Annotated in this window: 17 protein-coding genes; 14 read left to right on the plus strand and 3 right to left on the minus strand. The window is 62.6% G+C overall.

Annotated elements, in window-relative coordinates; translation table 11 throughout:
- Window positions 1-84: 84 nt before the first annotated feature.
- The 7 genes from QEN71_RS06465 to QEN71_RS06495 all read left to right on the plus strand — a co-directional run bounded on the left by QEN71_RS06465 (window position 85) and on the right by QEN71_RS06495 (window position 6,112).
- A complete protein-coding gene (locus QEN71_RS06465; RefSeq protein ID WP_223961616.1) occupies window positions 85-576 on the plus strand; it encodes an OmpH family outer membrane protein in 492 nt (163 codons plus the stop codon).
- Window positions 577-668: 92 nt separating this feature from the next.
- The gene (gene lpxD, locus QEN71_RS06470) at window positions 669-1,745 is read left to right on the plus strand and encodes a UDP-3-O-(3-hydroxymyristoyl)glucosamine N-acyltransferase (protein WP_201650221.1); all 1,077 of its coding nucleotides are present in this window, start codon (window positions 669-671) and stop codon (window positions 1,743-1,745) included.
- A 169-nt stretch (window positions 1,746-1,914) separates the two neighbouring features.
- Window positions 1,915-2,376, plus strand: a complete 462-nt coding sequence (gene fabZ / locus QEN71_RS06475) for a 3-hydroxyacyl-ACP dehydratase FabZ (RefSeq protein ID WP_035990836.1) — start codon at window positions 1,915-1,917, stop codon at window positions 2,374-2,376.
- Between the two features lie 188 nt (window positions 2,377-2,564).
- A complete protein-coding gene (gene lpxA / locus QEN71_RS06480; RefSeq protein WP_201650222.1) occupies window positions 2,565-3,353 on the plus strand; it encodes an acyl-ACP--UDP-N-acetylglucosamine O-acyltransferase in 789 nt (262 codons plus the stop codon).
- A 3-nt stretch (window positions 3,354-3,356) separates the two neighbouring features.
- Window positions 3,357-4,526, plus strand: a complete 1,170-nt coding sequence (lpxB, locus tag QEN71_RS06485; RefSeq protein ID WP_201650223.1) for a lipid-A-disaccharide synthase — start codon at window positions 3,357-3,359, stop codon at window positions 4,524-4,526.
- On the plus strand, window positions 4,523-5,260 hold the full coding sequence (gene rnhB / locus QEN71_RS06490; RefSeq protein ID WP_201650224.1) for a ribonuclease HII: 738 nt from the start codon (window positions 4,523-4,525) through the stop codon (window positions 5,258-5,260). Before lpxB ends, rnhB begins: the two co-directional genes overlap by 4 nt.
- Before the next feature lie 69 nt (window positions 5,261-5,329).
- On the plus strand, window positions 5,330-6,112 hold the full coding sequence (locus QEN71_RS06495; protein ID WP_201650225.1) for a TrmH family RNA methyltransferase: 783 nt from the start codon (window positions 5,330-5,332) through the stop codon (window positions 6,110-6,112).
- 59 nt (window positions 6,113-6,171) lie between these two features.
- Here the strand turns inward: QEN71_RS06495 and ppsR are convergent, their stop codons facing one another.
- Window positions 6,172-6,987 carry a posphoenolpyruvate synthetase regulatory kinase/phosphorylase PpsR gene (gene ppsR, locus QEN71_RS06500; RefSeq protein WP_201650226.1) on the minus strand — a complete coding sequence of 272 codons (816 nt, stop codon included), beginning with the start codon at window positions 6,985-6,987 and terminating at the stop codon, window positions 6,172-6,174.
- A gap of 393 nt (window positions 6,988-7,380) precedes the next feature.
- Here ppsR and ppsA point away from each other — a divergent pair, with 393 nt between their 5' ends.
- The 3 genes from ppsA to QEN71_RS06515 all read left to right on the plus strand — a co-directional run bounded on the left by ppsA (window position 7,381) and on the right by QEN71_RS06515 (window position 11,390).
- Entirely contained in the window at window positions 7,381-9,786 is a 2,406-nt protein-coding gene (gene ppsA, locus QEN71_RS06505) for a phosphoenolpyruvate synthase (RefSeq protein WP_201650227.1), read from the plus strand.
- A 131-nt stretch (window positions 9,787-9,917) separates the two neighbouring features.
- Complete coding sequence (locus tag QEN71_RS06510; RefSeq protein WP_201650228.1) at window positions 9,918-10,370, plus strand: NfeD family protein; 453 nt, start codon at window positions 9,918-9,920, stop codon at window positions 10,368-10,370.
- 90 nt (window positions 10,371-10,460) lie between these two features.
- Window positions 10,461-11,390: an SPFH domain-containing protein gene (locus tag QEN71_RS06515; protein ID WP_201650229.1), complete on the plus strand. Its 930-nt coding sequence runs from the start codon at window positions 10,461-10,463 to the stop codon at window positions 11,388-11,390.
- 634 nt (window positions 11,391-12,024) lie between these two features.
- On the opposite strand, the gene smpB is transcribed toward QEN71_RS06515, so the two are convergent.
- The gene (gene smpB, locus QEN71_RS06520) at window positions 12,025-12,471 is read right to left on the minus strand and encodes an SsrA-binding protein SmpB (RefSeq protein WP_201650230.1); all 447 of its coding nucleotides are present in this window, start codon (window positions 12,469-12,471) and stop codon (window positions 12,025-12,027) included.
- Window positions 12,472-12,602: 131 nt separating this feature from the next.
- On the opposite strand from smpB, the gene QEN71_RS06525 reads away from it, so the two are divergent.
- The gene (locus QEN71_RS06525) at window positions 12,603-13,040 is read left to right on the plus strand and encodes a type II toxin-antitoxin system RatA family toxin (RefSeq protein WP_201650231.1); all 438 of its coding nucleotides are present in this window, start codon (window positions 12,603-12,605) and stop codon (window positions 13,038-13,040) included.
- The gene (locus QEN71_RS06530) at window positions 13,037-13,369 is read left to right on the plus strand and encodes an RnfH family protein (RefSeq protein WP_201650232.1); all 333 of its coding nucleotides are present in this window, start codon (window positions 13,037-13,039) and stop codon (window positions 13,367-13,369) included. The genes QEN71_RS06525 and QEN71_RS06530 overlap by 4 nt, the downstream gene beginning before the upstream one ends.
- 94 nt (window positions 13,370-13,463) lie before the next feature.
- Here the strand turns inward: QEN71_RS06530 and QEN71_RS06535 are convergent, their stop codons facing one another.
- Complete coding sequence (locus QEN71_RS06535) at window positions 13,464-14,438, minus strand: DMT family transporter (protein ID WP_201650233.1); 975 nt, start codon at window positions 14,436-14,438, stop codon at window positions 13,464-13,466.
- 296 nt (window positions 14,439-14,734) lie between these two features.
- Between QEN71_RS06535 and guaB the strand changes: the two genes are divergently transcribed.
- Entirely contained in the window at window positions 14,735-16,195 is a 1,461-nt protein-coding gene (gene guaB, locus QEN71_RS06540) for an IMP dehydrogenase (protein ID WP_201650234.1), read from the plus strand.
- 6 nt (window positions 16,196-16,201) lie between these two features.
- Window positions 16,202-17,029, plus strand: a complete 828-nt coding sequence (locus QEN71_RS06545; protein ID WP_201650235.1) for a hypothetical protein — start codon at window positions 16,202-16,204, stop codon at window positions 17,027-17,029.
- Window positions 17,030-17,235: the final 206 nt, after the last annotated feature.

Below are 17,235 nucleotides of genomic sequence, written 5' to 3' on the forward strand. Positions count from 1 at the left end.
GCGCGCGCCGGAACTGGAACCCCTTACAGCATCGAGAGGATGACTTTGCTAACTGGTATGTTTTCGAAACGTGTGGCGTGTGCAATGGCTCTGGCCATGACGCTCGGCGTGGGCGCCGCAAACGCGGCGCAGGCGCAGGAAGCGCGAATCGCCGCGGTGAATTCGGATCGCATCCTGCGTGAGTCGTCGCTGGCGAAAGCGGCGCAGACCAAGCTCGAAGCGGAGTTCGCGAAGCGCGACAAGGACCTGCAGGATATGGCGCAGCGTCTGAAGTCGATGTCCGACTCGCTCGACAAGAACGGCGCGTCGCTCGCGCCCGCCGACCGCGCGCAGAAGCAGCGCGATCTGTCGCAGCTCGACACCGACTTTCAGCGCAAGCAGCGCGAATTCCGCGAAGACCTGAACCAGCGCCGTAACGAAGAACTGGCGTCCGTGCTTGATCGCGCGAACAAGGTGATCAAGCAGATCGCCGAGCAGCAGCACTACGATCTGATCGTGCAGGAAGCGGTCTACGTCAGCCCGCGCATCGACATCACCGATCAGGTGCTGAAGGCGTTGGCATCGAGCGGCAATTGAAGCCGGGCAGGACGGCACGCCGTCCTGCGCAGCACCTCCGGCGCGCGTAACCCGCGCAAGTTAGGTAACTGAACAGCAGGAGCAGTACACGCATGGCATTCACGCTCGAGGAGATCGTCCAGCGGTTCGGCGGAGAGATCGTCGGTGATCGCGCGCACCGCGTGGGTAATCTGGCGCCGCTCGATCAGGCTGGCCCCGATCAACTGGCGTTTCTCGCCAACCCGAAGTACCTGGCGCAAGTCGAAACGACGCGCGCGGGCGCTGTGCTGATCAATGCAGCCGATCTCGCGAAGCTCGCGTCGCCCGCCGGCCGTAATTTCATCGTCACGCCGAATCCCTACGCGTACTTCGCGCGCCTCGCGCAGGCTTTCATCGATATGGCCACGCCGAAGGCGAAGCCGGGCGTGCATCCCAGCGCGACCGTCGATCCGTCCGCGAAGGTTGCTGCAACGGCCGTGATCGGCCCGAACGCGACGGTCGAAGCGGGCGTATCGATCGGCGACAACGTGCGGCTCGACGCGAATGTGTTCGTCGGGCGCGGCACGACGATCGCGGCAGGCGTGCATCTGTACCCGAACGTCGCTGTGTATCACGGCTGCAAGATCGGCGAACGTGTGATCGTCCACGCGGGCGCGGTGATCGGCTCGGACGGCTTCGGCTTTGCGCCTGACTTCGTCGGCGAAGGCGATTCGCGCACGGGCAGCTGGGTGAAGATTCCGCAAGTCGGCGGCGTGTCGATCGGACCTGACGTCGAAATCGGCGCAAATACCACGATCGACCGCGGCGCGATGGCCGATACTGTCATCGAAGAATGCGTGAAGATCGATAACCTCGTGCAGATCGGCCACAACTGCAAGATCGGCGCCTACACGGTGATCGCAGGTTGCGCGGGCATCGCGGGCAGCACGACGATCGGCCGCCACTGCATGATCGGCGGCGCGGTCGGCATTGCCGGCCACGTAACGCTGGCCGACTACGTGATCATCACGGCGAAGTCGGGCGTATCGAAATCGCTGTTGAAACCCGGCATCTACACGAGCGCATTCCCGGCCGTGGACCATGCCGACTGGAACAAGAGCGCGGCGTTGATGCGCAATCTCGACAAGTTGCGAGATCGCATCAAGGCGCTCGAAGCGGCAGTCGCCAGCGCCTCCGGAGACAAGGCGTAAGCACCTCGGGCACCATAGGCACGACGGTAAAAAGACGCTGGCGCGCACGGCCGACAGGCGGTGTGCAGCCGGCACAGGAACGGGCGGCAGGGCGCGTCGTCATCAATTCGATCCTTGCACCCAGCATTCGCAGTCATCATCGCGCAACCCCTGCGTGAGCAGAAACACCATGAGCACCGAAAAAATCAACCTCGACATTCACAAGATTCTCACGCTGTTGCCGCATCGCTACCCGATCCTGCTCGTCGATCGGGTGCTCGAACTCGAGCCGCACAAGAGCATCAAAGCGCTGAAGAATGTGTCGATCAACGAACCGTACTTCATGGGTCACTTCCCGAAGCGCCCCGTCATGCCGGGCGTGCTGATTCTGGAAGCGCTCGCACAGACGGCTGCGCTGCTGACGTTCGCGGAAGAGCCGCACGACCCCGACAACACGCTGTACCTGTTCGTCGGCATCGACAATGCACGTTTCAAGCGCGTCGTCGAACCGGGCGACCAGCTGATCCTGAACGTCACGTTCGAGCGCCACATGCGCGGCATCTGGAAGTTCAAGGCGCGCGCCGAAGTGGACGGCCAGGTTGCAGCCGAAGCCGACCTGATGTGCGCCGTGCGCCAGACGGACAGCGAATAAGCGCGAGACTGAGCGCGACTTAGGCGCTGCATCGGTAAAAATGCCGGGCTTGTCGGAGAGCTCGCTGCAGCGAAGACAGACAATCGAAACATCGGGCGTTCACCCGACGCTTCACAGGTGAACGCGCCGGCGCGCCGGATGATGCGACAGCGTCGTCCGCGCAAGCAACGCAATTCAAGCGAGGGCGCATGAGCAGGATTCATCCCACTGCGATCATCGAGTCGGGCGCGCAGCTCGACGAATCGGTCGAAATCGGACCGTACGCCATCGTCGGCGCGAACGTCACCATCGGGGCGCGCACGACGGTCGGTTCGCATAGCGTGATCGAAGGCCACACGACGATCGGCGAAGACAACCGCATCGGCCATTACGCGTCGGTCGGCGGTCGTCCGCAGGACATGAAGTACCGCGACGAGCCGACGAAGCTCGTCGTCGGCAATCGCAACACGATCCGCGAATTCACGACGATCCACACGGGCACCGTGCAGGACAAGGGCATCACCACGCTCGGCGACGACAACTGGATCATGGCCTACGTGCATATCGGCCATGACTGTCAGATCGGCAGCAACGTCATTCTGTCGAGCAACGCGCAGATGGCGGGCCACGTGCTGATCGGCGATCATGCGATCGTCGGCGGCATGTCGGGCGTGCACCAGTTCGTGCGCATCGGCGCGCATTCGATGCTGGGCGGCGCGTCGGCGCTCGTGCAGGACATTCCGCCGTTCGTGATCGCGGCGGGCAACAAGGCGGAGCCGCACGGCATCAACGTCGAAGGGCTGCGTCGCCGCGGCTTCTCGCCGGATGCCATCTCGGCGCTGCGTTCGGCCTATCGTCTGCTGTACAAGAACGGCCTGTCGCTCGAAGAAGCGAAGGTGCAGTTGCGCGAACTCGCGACGGCCGGCGGTGACGGCGACGAGCCCGTGCGCGCGCTCGTCGAGTTCGTCGAGCAGTCGCAGCGCGGCATCATCCGCTAACCGATGCCGTTGCCTACCAGTCCGCTACGGCTCGCAATGGTGGCCGGCGAGCCGTCGGGCGACCTGCTGGCGGCTTCGCTGCTGGACGGGCTCGCGGCCCGTCTGCCTGACTCGACGCAGTACTTCGGCATCGGCGGCCCGCGCATGATCGCGAAGGGCTTCGACGCGCATTTCCCGATGGAAAAGCTGTCGGTGCGCGGCTATGTCGAAGCGCTGAAGCACATCCCCGAAATCCTCGGTATCCGCAACGAGCTGAAGCGCCAGTTGCTGGCTGAGCCGCCGACGGCGTTCATCGGCGTCGATGCGCCCGATTTCAACTTCGGCCTCGAGCATCCACTGCGCGACGCGGGCATTCCGACCATCCATTTCGTCTGTCCGTCGATCTGGGCATGGCGCGGCGGCCGCATCAAGAAGATCGTCAAGGCCGTCGATCACATGCTGTGCGTGTTCCCGTTCGAAAAGGCGCTGCTCGAAAAGTCGGGCGTGGCATCGACGTATGTCGGGCATCCGCTCGCTGACGAAATTCCGCTCGAACCGGACACGACTGGCGCGCGCCGTGAACTCGGTCTGCCCGAAAGCGGGCCGGTGATTGCCGTGCTGCCGGGCAGCCGGCGTTCGGAAATCTCGCTGATCGGCCCGACGTTCTTCGAAGCAATGGAACTGATGTTGCAGCGCGAGCCGGGCGTGCGTTTCGTGATGCCCGCCGCGACGCCGGCGCTGCGCGAGTTGCTGAAGCCGCTCGTTGAAGCACACCCGAAGCTGCCGCTGACATTGACCGACGGCAACGCGCAGCGCGCGATGACAGCCGCCGACGCGATCCTCGTGAAAAGCGGCACCGTCACGCTCGAAGCGGCGCTGCTGAAAAAGCCGATGGTGATCTCGTACAAGGTGCCCTGGCTGACGGGTCAGATCATGCGTCGGCAGGGTTATTTGCCTTATGTCGGCCTGCCGAACATTCTGGCCGGGCGCTTCGTCGTGCCGGAAATCCTGCAGCATTTCGCGACCCCGGAAGCGCTGGCCGACGCCACGCTGACCCAGTTGCGCGACGAAGCAAACCGGCGCACGCTGACGGAAATCTTCACCGAGATGCATCACGTGCTCAAGCAGAACACAGCGCAGCGGGCCGCGGAAGCCGTTGTCGGCGTGATCGAAGCGCGCCGGGGGCGTCCATGACCCGGGCGACGGGCAGCAAGACGGCATCGAAAGCGACCACCGCGCAGGTCGGCCTCGATTTCTCGTCGCCCGACGATATCATCTGCGGCGTCGACGAAGCGGGCCGCGGTCCGCTGGCCGGCCCCGTGGTCGCGGCTGCCGTGATTCTCGATCCGTCGAAGCCGCGCATGCGCGGCCTGACCGACTCGAAGGCGCTGACGGCGAAAAAGCGCGAAGAACTGTACGAGAAGATCGTCGAGCGTTCGCTCGCGTATTGCATTGCGTCGGCGTCCGTCGAAGAGATCGACTCGCTGAACATCCTGCACGCGACGATGCTCGCGATGAAACGCGCCGTCGAAGGTCTGCATCTTGCGCCGACGCTCGCGAAGATCGACGGCAACCGTTGCCCGACGCTGAGCATTCGCAGCGAGGCGATCGTCAGCGGCGATCTGCTCGTGCCGTGCATTTCGGCTGCGTCGATTCTCGCGAAGGTTACGCGCGACCGGATGCTGCTCGAACTGCATCAGACGTTCCCGATGTACGGTTTCGACGCGCACTCGGGCTACGGCACGCCGCAGCATCTGACGGCGTTGCGCGAGCATGGTCCGTGCGAGCATCACCGGCGCTCGTTCGCGCCCGTGCGCGAGGCGCATCTGCGGCTCGGCAATGTGATCGATCTGCCTGCGGGCGTCGTGATCGTGCCGCCCGTTGCGCCCGACGACGCCTTTCTCGCCGACGACAGCGCGCCGTTCTAAGTCGGCAGTCAGACACGAAGCGCCTGCGGGCGCTTTTCTTTTCACCGCTTTTTCTCTCGCTCGCTGCCTGTGAAAGCCATCACCTCGCGGGACAATCCGCTCTACAAGCGTCTGAAGGCATTGGCCGGGTCGACGCATCAACAGCGCAAGAGCGGCCATGCGCTGCTCGAGGGGTTTCACCTCGCGAGCGCTTACCTCGATGTCGCCGGCCAGCCGGAAACCTGCATCGTCACGGAAGGCGCGCTGCGGCACGACGAGGCGCAGGCGATCGTCGCGCGGATCGAAGAGCGACGCATCGTCACGCTGCCGGATGCGCTGTTCGGGCAGCTGTCGAATGTGGTCAATGGCGTCGGCATGCTGCTGCTCGTCGAGAAGCTCGATCTGCCGCTTCCGGAGCGCGTGACGCACGGCTGCGTCGTGCTCGACGGCGTGCAGGATGCGGGCAACGTGGGTTCGATTCTGCGCAGCGCGGCGGCGGCCGGCATCGGACATGTTTTCTGTGCGCCGGGGACGGCGTACGCGTGGTCGTCGAAGGTGCTGCGTTCGGCGATGGGCGCGCATTTCCTGCTGCAGATTCACGAAGATGTCGAGCCGGATACGCTGATCGAACGGCTCGATGTGCCCGTCGCGATCACGGATTCGCATGGCGCCGAGGCGATTTACGATACCGATCTGTCGGGGCCCGTCGCGTGGGTGTTCGGCAACGAAGGGGCGGGCGTGTCGCAGCCGTGGCGCGATGCCGTCACGTATCGCGTGACGATTCCGCAGCCGGGCGGGATGGAGTCGCTGAATGTGGCGGCGGCCGCCGCCGTGTGTCTTTTCGAGCAATGCCGGCAGCAGCGCGGGCGTTGACGCCTCGTCAGATGCAAAAACGCCGCTGAAACCAGCGGCGTTTTTATATCATTAGCGCCTCAATACGACGACCGGTCGAGCCTGATTTCCTGCAGGATGGTCGTCGCGATTTCCTCGATCGACTTGTGCGTCGACGAGAGCCACTTGATCCCCTCACGCCGCATCATCGTTTCGGCTTCGTTGATCTCGTAGCGACAGTTTTCGAGCGCTGCATATTTGCTGCCCGGACGCCGCTCGTTGCGGATCTCCGACAGCCGCTGCGGATCGATCGACAAACCGAACATCTTCGCGCGATGCGCATAGAGCGCCGTCGGCAGCTTGCCGCGCTCGAAGTCTTCGGGAATCAGCGGATAGTTCGCTGCCTTCACGCCGTACTGCATCGCGAGATAGAGGCTGGTCGGCGTCTTGCCGCTGCGCGACACGCCGACGAGGATCACATCCGCTTCTTCCAGATTGCGATTCGACTGGCCGTCGTCATGCGCGAGCGAGAAGTTGATCGCTTCGATCCGGTTCTTGTATTCCTCGGTGTCCGCGTTCTGGTGACCGCGGCCCATCGCGTGGCTCGACTTCAGTTCCAGTTCCTGTTCGAGCGGCTCGACGAAGGTCTGGAACATGTCCAGCACGAGCGCATTCGAGTCCTTCACGATCTGGTTCGACGCGCTGTTCACGAGCGTCGTGAAGACGATCGGGCGACGGCCTTCGTGATGGGCGGCTTCGTTGATCTTTTCGAGCGTGGCGTAGGCCTTTTCCGTCGAATCGACGAACGGCACGCGGACCAGACGGAATTTCTGGTCGAACTGGGAAAGGATTGAGTGCGCGAAGGTTTCGGCAGTAATCCCGGTACCGTCGGAGACGATGAATACGGTGGGCGGCATCAGTGAGCAGGGAACATGAGCGTCAAAATCCGCTCGAATCAGACATTGCGGCAAGCCGCGCGCGCCAGTCGGTGCGCATTTCTCGGTCGACGTCACATTTTGAGAGTCGGCACGGTAGAATAGCGGCAACCTGTTGGATAAGCAATTGCAGCCAAAACGCGTGTAACTATCTGTTATCGCTGCTGGATTGCGTCGCGATTTGTTCGTATCTTGCACGGCATCGCTGCAAATTCGTTCAATCTCCAGCTTCGTCGGGCTTCGTGTGGAACGCGAAGCCTGCCGCGATTGCTTTTCCAACAGGTTGCGTAAGGCACGGGTTCACGCTCCCAATGAGCGCCCCGTGTTCAAGCCCACTTGCGCAATCGAGCATTTTTTTCACACTTAGGGGCTTGTATGACTAATGCAGTTAACGTTGCTAAGGATCAGGCGTATGTAGTTCCATTCGAGCAGTTGCGAATGACCGACGTGGAAATCGTCGGCGGCAAGAATGCGTCGCTCGGCGAGATGATCAGTCAGCTCGCCGAAGCCGGCGTGCGCGTGCCGACGGGTTTTGCCACGACGGCGCTCGCATTCCGCGACTTCCTGCATCACAACAACCTGACCGAACGCATCGCCCAACGCCTCGAGACGCTCGACGTCGACGACGTGAAGGCGCTCGCCGCTGCAGGCAAGGAAATCCGTCAATGGATCGTCGACGCCCCGATGCAGTCGCGTCTCGAGCAGGAAATCCGCGCTGCATTCGAAACCCTCTCGAAGAGCTCGCCTGAAGAGCTGTCGTTCGCCGTCCGTTCGTCGGCCACGGCGGAAGACCTGCCCGACGCATCGTTCGCCGGTCAGCAGGAAAGCTATCTGAACGTCGTCGGCATCGAAGATGTGCTCGATCGCATGAAGCACGTGTTCGCGTCGCTGTACAACGACCGCGCCATTTCCTATCGCGTCCACAAGGGCTTCACGCATGCTGAAGTCGCGTTGTCGGCGGGCGTTCAGCGCATGGTGCGCTCGGACGTCGGCGCAGCGGGCGTGATGTTCACGCTCGACACGGAATCGGGCTTCAAGGACGCCGTCTTCATCACGTCGAGCTATGGCCTCGGTGAAACCGTCGTGCAAGGCGCGGTGAATCCGGACGAGTTCTACGTCTTCAAGACGACGCTCGCGCAGAACAAATACCCGATCATCCGTCGCTCGATCGGCTCGAAGCTCATCAAGATGGAATTCACGAAGGCGGGCGAAGAAGGCCGCGTGAAGACCGTCGACGTGCCGCACGAGCAGCGCAACCGCTTCTCGATCACCGACGAAGACGTGATCGAGCTCGCGAAGTACGCCGTTATCATCGAAAAGCACTACCAGCGTCCGATGGACATCGAGTGGGGCAAGGACGGCCGCGACGGCAAGATCTTCATCCTGCAGGCTCGCCCCGAAACGGTGAAGAGCCAGGGCGGCAACAAGGCCGAGCAGCGCTTCAAGCTGAAGGGCCAGTCGCAGGTGCTGGCGACGGGCCGCGCAATCGGCCAGAAGATCGGCGCGGGCCCCGTGCGCGTGATTCACGATCCGTCGGAAATGGAGCGTGTGCAGCCGGGTGACGTGCTGGTCGCGGACATGACCGACCCGAACTGGGAACCGGTGATGAAGCGTGCAGCGGCCATCGTCACGAACCGTGGCGGCCGTACGTGCCACGCGGCGATCATCGCGCGTGAACTGGGCGTGCCGGCAGTCGTGGGCTGCGGCGACGCGACGGACGTGCTGAAGGACGGCGCGCTCGTCACCGTGTCGTGCGCGGAAGGCGACGAAGGCAAGATCTACGACGGTCTGCTCGAAACGGAAGTGACGGAAGTTCAGCGCGGCGAACTGCCGGAGATTCCCGTCAAGATCATGATGAACGTCGGCAATCCGCAACTCGCCTTCGACTTCGCGCAACTGCCGAACAAGGGCGTGGGTCTTGCGCGTCTGGAATTCATCATCAACAACAACATCGGCGTGCACCCGAAGGCGATTCTCGAGTACCCGAACGTCGATCAGGACCTGAAGAAGGCGGTGGAAAGCGTCGCGCGCGGTCACGCGTCGCCGCGTGCGTTCTACGTCGACAAGCTGACGGAAGGCATCGCCACGATCGGCGCGGCGTTCTATCCGAAGCCCGTGATCGTGCGTCTGTCGGACTTCAAGTCGAACGAGTACAAGAAGCTGATCGGCGGTTCGCGCTACGAGCCGGACGAGGAAAACCCGATGCTGGGCTTCCGCGGCGCGTCGCGTTACATCGCTGAAGATTTCGCGCAGGCGTTCGAAATGGAGTGCATCGCGCTCAAGCGCGTGCGCGAAGAGATGGGCCTCGACAACGTCGAGATCATGGTGCCGTTCGTGCGTACGCTGAAGCAGGCGGAGCGCGTGGTCGGCCTGCTGGCAAAGTACGGCCTGAAGCGTGGCGAAAACGGCCTGCGCCTGATCATGATGTGCGAGATTCCGTCGAACGCGATCCTCGCGGAAGAGTTCCTGCAATTCTTCGACGGCTTCTCGATCGGTTCGAACGATCTGACGCAGCTGACGCTGGGCCTCGACCGCGACTCGGGCATGGAACTGCTCGCCGTCGACTTCGACGAGCGCGATCCCGCCGTTCAGTTCATGCTCAAGCGCGCGATCGAAACGTGCCTGCGCCTGAACAAGTACGTCGGTATCTGCGGCCAGGGCCCGTCGGATCACCCCGACTTCGCCGAGTGGCTGACGAAGGAAGGCATCGCGTCGATCTCGCTGAACCCCGACACGATCATCGATACGTGGCAGGCGCTCGCCAAGGTCACGGCGAAGTAAGCATTGCGCATCGTTTTGCTCATCGATCTGTAGAGGTACGTAAAACGTGCCTCATCGAACGATAAAACGCTGACGCTTCATGCTATAAACACCCCGGTAGCTCCGGGGTGTTTTGCTTTGTGGAGGCGCAAGTGTTGCAAAGTGGACTGTTCTGGTGGATCGGCGCGGGCGTGCTGGTCGTGCTCGAACTGATGCATGGCACGTTCTATCTGCTGATGGTGGCCCTCGGCTTCATCGCGGCGGCGCTCGCGAATCTGGCCGGCCTCGATCTCTCGCTGCAACTCGGCATCGCGGCCGCCGTCGCGCTCGCGGCGATACTGCTGTTGCGCAAGTCTCGCTTCGGGCGCAAGACCCGGACACGTGCCGAGGCCGCACATAATCCCGACGTGAACATCGATATCGGTTCGACGCTGACCGTGTCCGCGTGGCGCGACGGGCACGCGCGCACGAACTATCGCGGCGCGTCGTGGGAGGTCGAACTCGCGCCCGGCGAGCCGGAGGACGCGCATCTCTACGAAATCACCGCGCTGCGCGGCAATTGTCTTGTGGTCGTCGCCAGCCGCCATGCGCCGGCGAGAGCCTGAGTGGTCTGAACGTATTCACGCGTCGCCAGGACGCGATCTGAGCGCATCTGAACGCGCACAACAATTCAAAAACAGATTGGGGGTGCAGGAATGGAATCGTCGAGCATCGTTGGACTCGTCTTATTGATCGTCGTGATCGTGGTGGCCGCGCAGACGATCAAGATCGTGCCGCAGCAGCATGCGTGGGTGATGGAGCGGCTCGGGCGCTATCACGCGACGCTCACGCCGGGTCTGAATTTCGTGCTGCCGTTTATCGATCGGATCGCTTACAAGCATGTGCTCAAGGAGATTCCGCTCGACGTGCCGAGCCAGGTTTGCATCACGCGCGACAACACGCAATTGCAGGTGGACGGCGTGCTGTACTTTCAGGTCACCGATCCGATGAAGGCTTCCTACGGTTCGAGCAATTTCGTGTTTGCGATCACGCAGTTGTCGCAGACGACGCTGCGTTCGGTGATCGGCAAACTCGAACTCGACAAGACTTTCGAGGAGCGCGACTTCATCAACCACTCGATCGTGTCGGCGCTCGACGAAGCGGCGTCGAACTGGGGTGTGAAGGTGTTGCGCTACGAGATCAAGGATCTGACGCCGCCGAAGGAGATTCTTCACGCGATGCAGGCGCAGATTACGGCCGAGCGCGAGAAGCGCGCGCTGATCGCGGCGTCGGAAGGACGCAAGCAGGAGCAGATCAATATCGCGTCGGGCGGACGCGAGGCGGCGATCCAGAAGTCAGAGGGCGAACGGCAGGCCGCGATCAATCAGGCGCAAGGGCAGGCGGCTGCGATTCTTGCTGTTGCAGAGGCGAATTCTCAGGCGATTCAGAAGATCGCTGCCGCGATTCAGTCTACGGGTGGGATGGAGGCTGTGAATCTTAAGGTTGCCGAACAATATGTCGGCGCGTTTGCGAATCTGGCGAAGCAGGGGAATACGTTGATCGTGCCCGGAAATATGGCCGACATGAGTTCCATGATTTCTGCTGCGCTGGCTATTGTTAAGTCTGGCGGTAAGGCTTCGGTTTAACCGTTTGTTTTGCTTTTGTTGGCATCCGCGAATTCGTACCTGTACTTCAGGCGTCGCCCCTGTGCGGGGCGGCACCTACTTTTCTTTGCAGCGGCAAAGAAAAGTAGGCAAAAGAAAGCCGCTTTTGAACCTCCGGTGCCCGCCAGGGCAGCGCCGCGGCATGCCGTAGTTGAGCTATCGCGCAGCAACGTCCGCACGCTGTAGAAAGCCCGCAGTCAATCGCGCCCGGCGCGAAAACCCCGCGCACAGTCTGGAGCACATACCGCCGCAATCAACTGACGGCAAATGCAAAAAAACGTGCTGACCGAATGTGCTCCAAGTGGATGTCATTTTTCGCGCCGCGCGCGGTTGACTGCGGGCTTTCTACGGAGTGTTGGCGTCGCTGCGCGACAGCTCAAAGAACGTGTGCTGTAGCGTTATTCTGGCGGGCACCGGAGGTTTGAAGCGGCTTTCTTTTGCCTACTTTTCTTTGCCGCGGCAAAGAAAAGTAGGTGCCGCCCCGCACAGGGGCGACGCTAGCAAACCGACACGAAACCGCGGATGCCAGCCAAAAGCAAAAATCAAAAATCAAAAAGCAAAAAGCAAAAAGCAAAAAGCAAAATCGCGACTAGCGTCGCAGACAAAACCAAAAACCTTACGTCGGCGTCCTCATCAGCCGCGCCTTCTCCCTCTCCCAATCCCGCTTCTTCTCAGTCTCGCGCTTGTCGTGCAGCTTTTTCCCCTTGGCAAGCCCAATCTCACACTTCACGCGCCCATTCTTGTAATGGAAATTCAGCGGCACGAGCGTGTACCCACGCTGCTCGACCTTACCGATCAGCTTGCTGATCTCTTCAGCGTGCAAAAGCAGCTTGCGCGTGCGCACAGGGTCCAGATTGGCGAACTTCGATGCCTCGGGCAGCGGACTGATATGCGTGCCGATCAAAAACAGCTCCGCGTTCTTGATCACGACGTAGCCTTCCTTGATCTGCCCGCGGCCGGCACGAAGCGCCTTGACTTCCCAGCCCTCCAGCACGAGCCCCGCCTCGTAACGCTCCTCGACCGAATAATCGAAGAACGCTTTTCTGTTGTCGATGATGCTCATGAATGGAAACCGGCCAACTCGTTTAAAATCACGATTTTAGCAAAGCGGGCCGCCGAAAACCCGCCGCGATGTCATTCAGGTGTCACGCGTTCGCTATTTCCTAATCACCGTTGCCACGCGCTGTTCAATTTATGGCAGATGTCCAGAAAACCGTGTTGATACGCCATTCGGCGGAACAGATGTTCGACCTCGTCACCGATGTCGCCGACTACCCCAATTTTCTTCCGTGGTGCGGCGGCGTCGAGATCCGTCGCCAGGAGGAAAACCTGATGGAAGCGAAGATCGACATCAACTTCAAGGGCATCAAGCAGCACTTCGCGACCCACAACACGCAGGAACGGCCGACGCGCATCGACATGAACTTCGCCGACGGTCCGTTCAAGAAATTCACCGGCTACTGGCGCTTCACGCCGCTGCGCGCGGACGCGTGCAAGATCGAGTTCGCGCTGCACTACGAGTTCTCGAACATCCTGATCGAGAAGATTATCGGGCCGGTGTTCAGCCACATCGCGAACACCTTCGTCGAATCCTTCGTGAAGCGCGCCGACCAGCGCTACGGCAAGGCATGAGCGGCAATCTGACCATCGAAGTCTGCTACGCGCTGCCGCGCGAACAGACGCTGATCGAGCTGCAACTGCCGCAAGGGGCGACGCTGCGCGAGGCCATCGACGCGAGCGGCGTGCTCGCGCGACATCCCGAGATTGATCTGACGAAGCAGAAAACGGGCGTGTTCGGCAAGTTGAAGCCGCTCGATACGGTGCTCGCCGACCGCGATCGCGTCGAAATCCACCGGCCGCTGATCGTCGATCCGAAGCTCGCGCGGCAGCGACGCGTCGAAAAGTCGCGTCAGGAAGGATCGGTCGAAGGGCGCAAGTGGTTGCCCAAGGATTCGCGCTGACGTCACGCCGAAGCGCAGTATCGAACGACAAACGGCGCACCGTATCACGCGGTGCGCCGTTTTCTTTTGCCACACGAATTGCCGCAGCGAAGGCTCAGTGCACGGCCGCCTGCGCCTTTTCTTCGAGCGTCGAGCGGTCGGAATCGTCGTCGGCGTGCTGACGCACCGACCAGCTGACGCCCGCCACCAGCAGTACGATCGCCGCCAGTTCGAGCGGACGCGGCATCCGGTGATCGTAGATGAACGCGTAGAGCAGCGCGAACAGCGTCTCGAAGACGATCAACTGGCCCGACAGCGTCAGCGGCAGGCGCTTCGATGCCGCGTTCCACAAGCCGTTGCCGAGCCACGACGCGCCGATCGCGAGCCCCAGGTTCAGCATCCAGAACAGATGCCAGCGAGTATCGACATGCGACGTGTCGACGGCCGACGACGGCAGCACGGCAACCGCGAGCCACAGCAGCGCACCGAGCAGCCCCGTCACGACGCCCCACAGCACCGACCACTCATTGCCGCTGAAATGCGTGTGACGCTGCAGATAGCGGGCGTTTTCGACGGCGAACCACGTCCAGCAGGCGAGCGCGCCAACGGCGCAGGCGAGTCCCATCAATTTGGTCGCGATCGTGCCGGACGCTTCGCCCGCCGTGCCGAACACGTCGACATTGATGCACGCGATGCCCGCGATGACGAGCGCGAGCGGCCACACGAGCCGCGCGAGCGGCACGGCGCCGTGATCGCGCCGCCCGAGCAGCGTCACCGTGACGGGCAGCACGCCGACAATCAACGACGACGGCGCGATGCCGACCAGATGCACGGCGCCCGTCAGCAGCAGGTAATAGAGCAGGTTGCCCGCGAGCGCGAGCTTGACGAGCGCATTCAGGTCTTCGCGGGTGAGTCGCCGAAGCAGCGAGCGCGCCGAGGGCAGCGCGGCGACAATCGACACGACGCCGTACATCACATAGCGGCCGGCGCTCAGCAGCACGGGCGAAAAATCGGGCAACAGCCGTGGCACCAGAAACACCATGCCCCATAACGCTCCCGCCAACATCCCGTACACCACGCCGCGCTGCATTGCCTTGCCCCGATCGAAAACTGAAAGTGCGCGAAGCATAGCCCGGCGGACACATGCGCGTCTTGTTCGATTCTGCACTTCGGCTCGCTTCGTTCTATGCTGGAAAGCGTTCCCTGGACACGCAAATGTTCGAACGGCCAAACGAAACCGGTTCGAACCCGAGCCGAACGCAGAAGCGAAATCGGACGATCGTTCGACGTGAAAAAACATTGAAGAATTTCGCTAACTGACTGTTCGCGCAGTGAAAACCGGGGAGGTATCGCGTATAATTCGCTTTTGCGCCTATAGGATTTGCCATGCGTCTGATCCAAAAAGCACTCACGTTCGATGACGTGCTCCTCGTCCCGGCCTTCTCCGACGTTCTGCCGCGCGACACCAGCCTCAAAACCCGGCTGACCCGCAACATCTCCCTCAATATGCCGCTCGTGTCCGCCGCCATGGACACCGTCACCGAAGCTCGCCTCGCTATCGCGATGGCGCAGATGGGCGGCGTGGGCATCATCCACAAGAATCTGACGCCGGCCGAACAGGCTCGCGAAGTTGCGAAGGTCAAGCGCTTTGAATCGGGCGTCGTGCGCGATCCGATTACCGTCCCGCCGCAAATGAAGGTGAGCGACGTGATCGCCCTGTCGCGCCAGCATGGCATTTCGGGCTTCCCGGTCGTCGAAGGCGCACAGCTGATCGGCATCGTCACGAACCGCGACCTGCGTTTCGAAACGCGTCTGGACGAGCCGGTTCGCACGATCATGACGCCGCGCGAGCGCCTCGTCACCGTCAAGGAAGGCACGCCGCTCGCCGAAGCGAAGGCGCTGATGCACAGCCACCGCCTCGAGCGCGTGCTGGTCGTCAACGACGCGTTCGAACTGCGCGGCCTGATGACGGTAAAGGACATCACGAAGCAGACGGAACACCCGGACGCCTGTAAGGACGAACACGGCAAGCTGCGCGCAGGTGCGGCCGTCGGCGTCGGCGCGGACAACGAAGAGCGCGTGTCGCTGCTGGTGCAGGCGGGCGTCGACGTGATCGTCGTCGATACGGCGCACGGCCACAGCAAGGGCGTGCTGGAGCGCGTCCAGTGGGTCAAGAAGAACTTCCCGCACGTCGAGGTGATCGGCGGCAATATCGCGACGGCCGACGCAGCCAAGGCGCTCGTCGAGTACGGCGCGGATGGCGTGAAGGTCGGTATCGGCCCCGGTTCGATCTGCACGACGCGTATCGTCGCGGGCGTGGGCGTGCCGCAAATCTCGGCGATCGCTAACGTGTCGGCGGCGCTCAAAGGCACGGGCGTTCCCGTCATCGCGGACGGCGGCGTGCGCTTCTCGGGCGACGTCAGCAAGGCACTGGCCGCGGGCGCGAACGCCGTGATGATGGGCAGCATGTTCGCCGGCACGGAAGAAGCACCGGGCGACGTGTTCCTGTATCAGGGCCGCCAGTACAAGTCGTACCGCGGCATGGGTTCCGTCGGCGCGATGAAGGACGGCGCGGCTGACCGCTACTTCCAGGACAACTCCGCGAACATCGACAAGCTCGTGCCGGAAGGCATCGAAGGCCGCGTCGCATACAAGGGTTCGGTTGGCGCGATCCTGTTCCAGCTGATCGGCGGCGTGCGCGCGTCGATGGGCTACTGCGGCTGCCGTACGATCGACGAAATGCACGAGAAGGCCGCGTTCGTCGAAATCACGGCAGCGGGCATGCGCGAATCGCACGTGCACGATGTGCAGATCACGAAGGAAGCGCCCAACTATCACGTGGACTAATCGCCGATGAAGCCGCTGCTGCGTGCCGTACTGATCATCGATGCCTTGTTGTTGCTGGCGTTCGGGCTGCTGTTCCTGCTCACGCCGTGGAAATCGCTGTACGACGCGCTGCAGCTGGTGCAGACGGAGCCTGTGCTGGTTGGCCAGGGCTTCGGCATCGCGCTGATCGGCCTCGCGTGGCTGGCGCTGCATGCGTCGATCGACGGCGCGTTGACAGCGACGACGGCCAAGGTCGTCGGCCATGTGAACTGGCTGACGGGCGTGCTGATGCTGGTCTGGCTCGTTGGCCTGCATACGCCGCAGTTGACGGGTTTCGGTCAACTGGTGGCGGTGCTGACGGGTGTGGTGCTGCTCGTGATCGGTCTGGGTGGCGTGAGGCTTGCGAGCGCCGTGAAGCGGCGCGAGCGGCTGGCGGGAACGGCTGCTGCCGAACGTGCTGACCGCGTCGCGACGCGCGATGCCGAGAACGAAGCACGCAAGGCCGAGCGCGAGCGTAACGCGGCGCGTCCTGGCGTCGTTTATCCGGCAGCAGGGACGCACGTCGAGCCCTCGCTCGGCGTCACGCCGACGATGAGTGGCGCAGCGCCTGTTAGCCCTGCGACGGGCCATCCCGTCGAGCCGGGCCTGACGGCCGCGGCGCCCCGCACGATGATGCCCGAGGCGGCCGCTGCCGCACGCGAAGACGCGCTGGCGCATGAGCGCCGGGCCGACGCCCACGAAGACGCCGCCGCGCGCGAACGTGCCGCGGCCGAGCGTAGCGAAGCCGACGCCCGCGCAGCGGAGACGAAATCGGGCGCGCCGTCCGGCACGCCCCGGCCGCCGTTTCATGGCTGACTCGCGCGCCTTCACGCCCACTGCCGACACAACTGGAATCCGTCTGCCCGCAGATCTTTCATCGAGCGTTTTGTCGATCGCGGCACGCTGCGACGCGTCCTTCAGACCGTCGATTCAGCATCAGCCGGTCCGTTTTGAATACAACGCCGTCCTGTCGCGATGCGACAAGCGCGGCTTCCCCTATCCGTTCTTTTTAGATTCCGTCC

The organism is Paraburkholderia sabiae, assembly GCF_030412785.1.
GTDB lineage: Bacteria > Pseudomonadota > Gammaproteobacteria > Burkholderiales > Burkholderiaceae > Paraburkholderia > Paraburkholderia sabiae.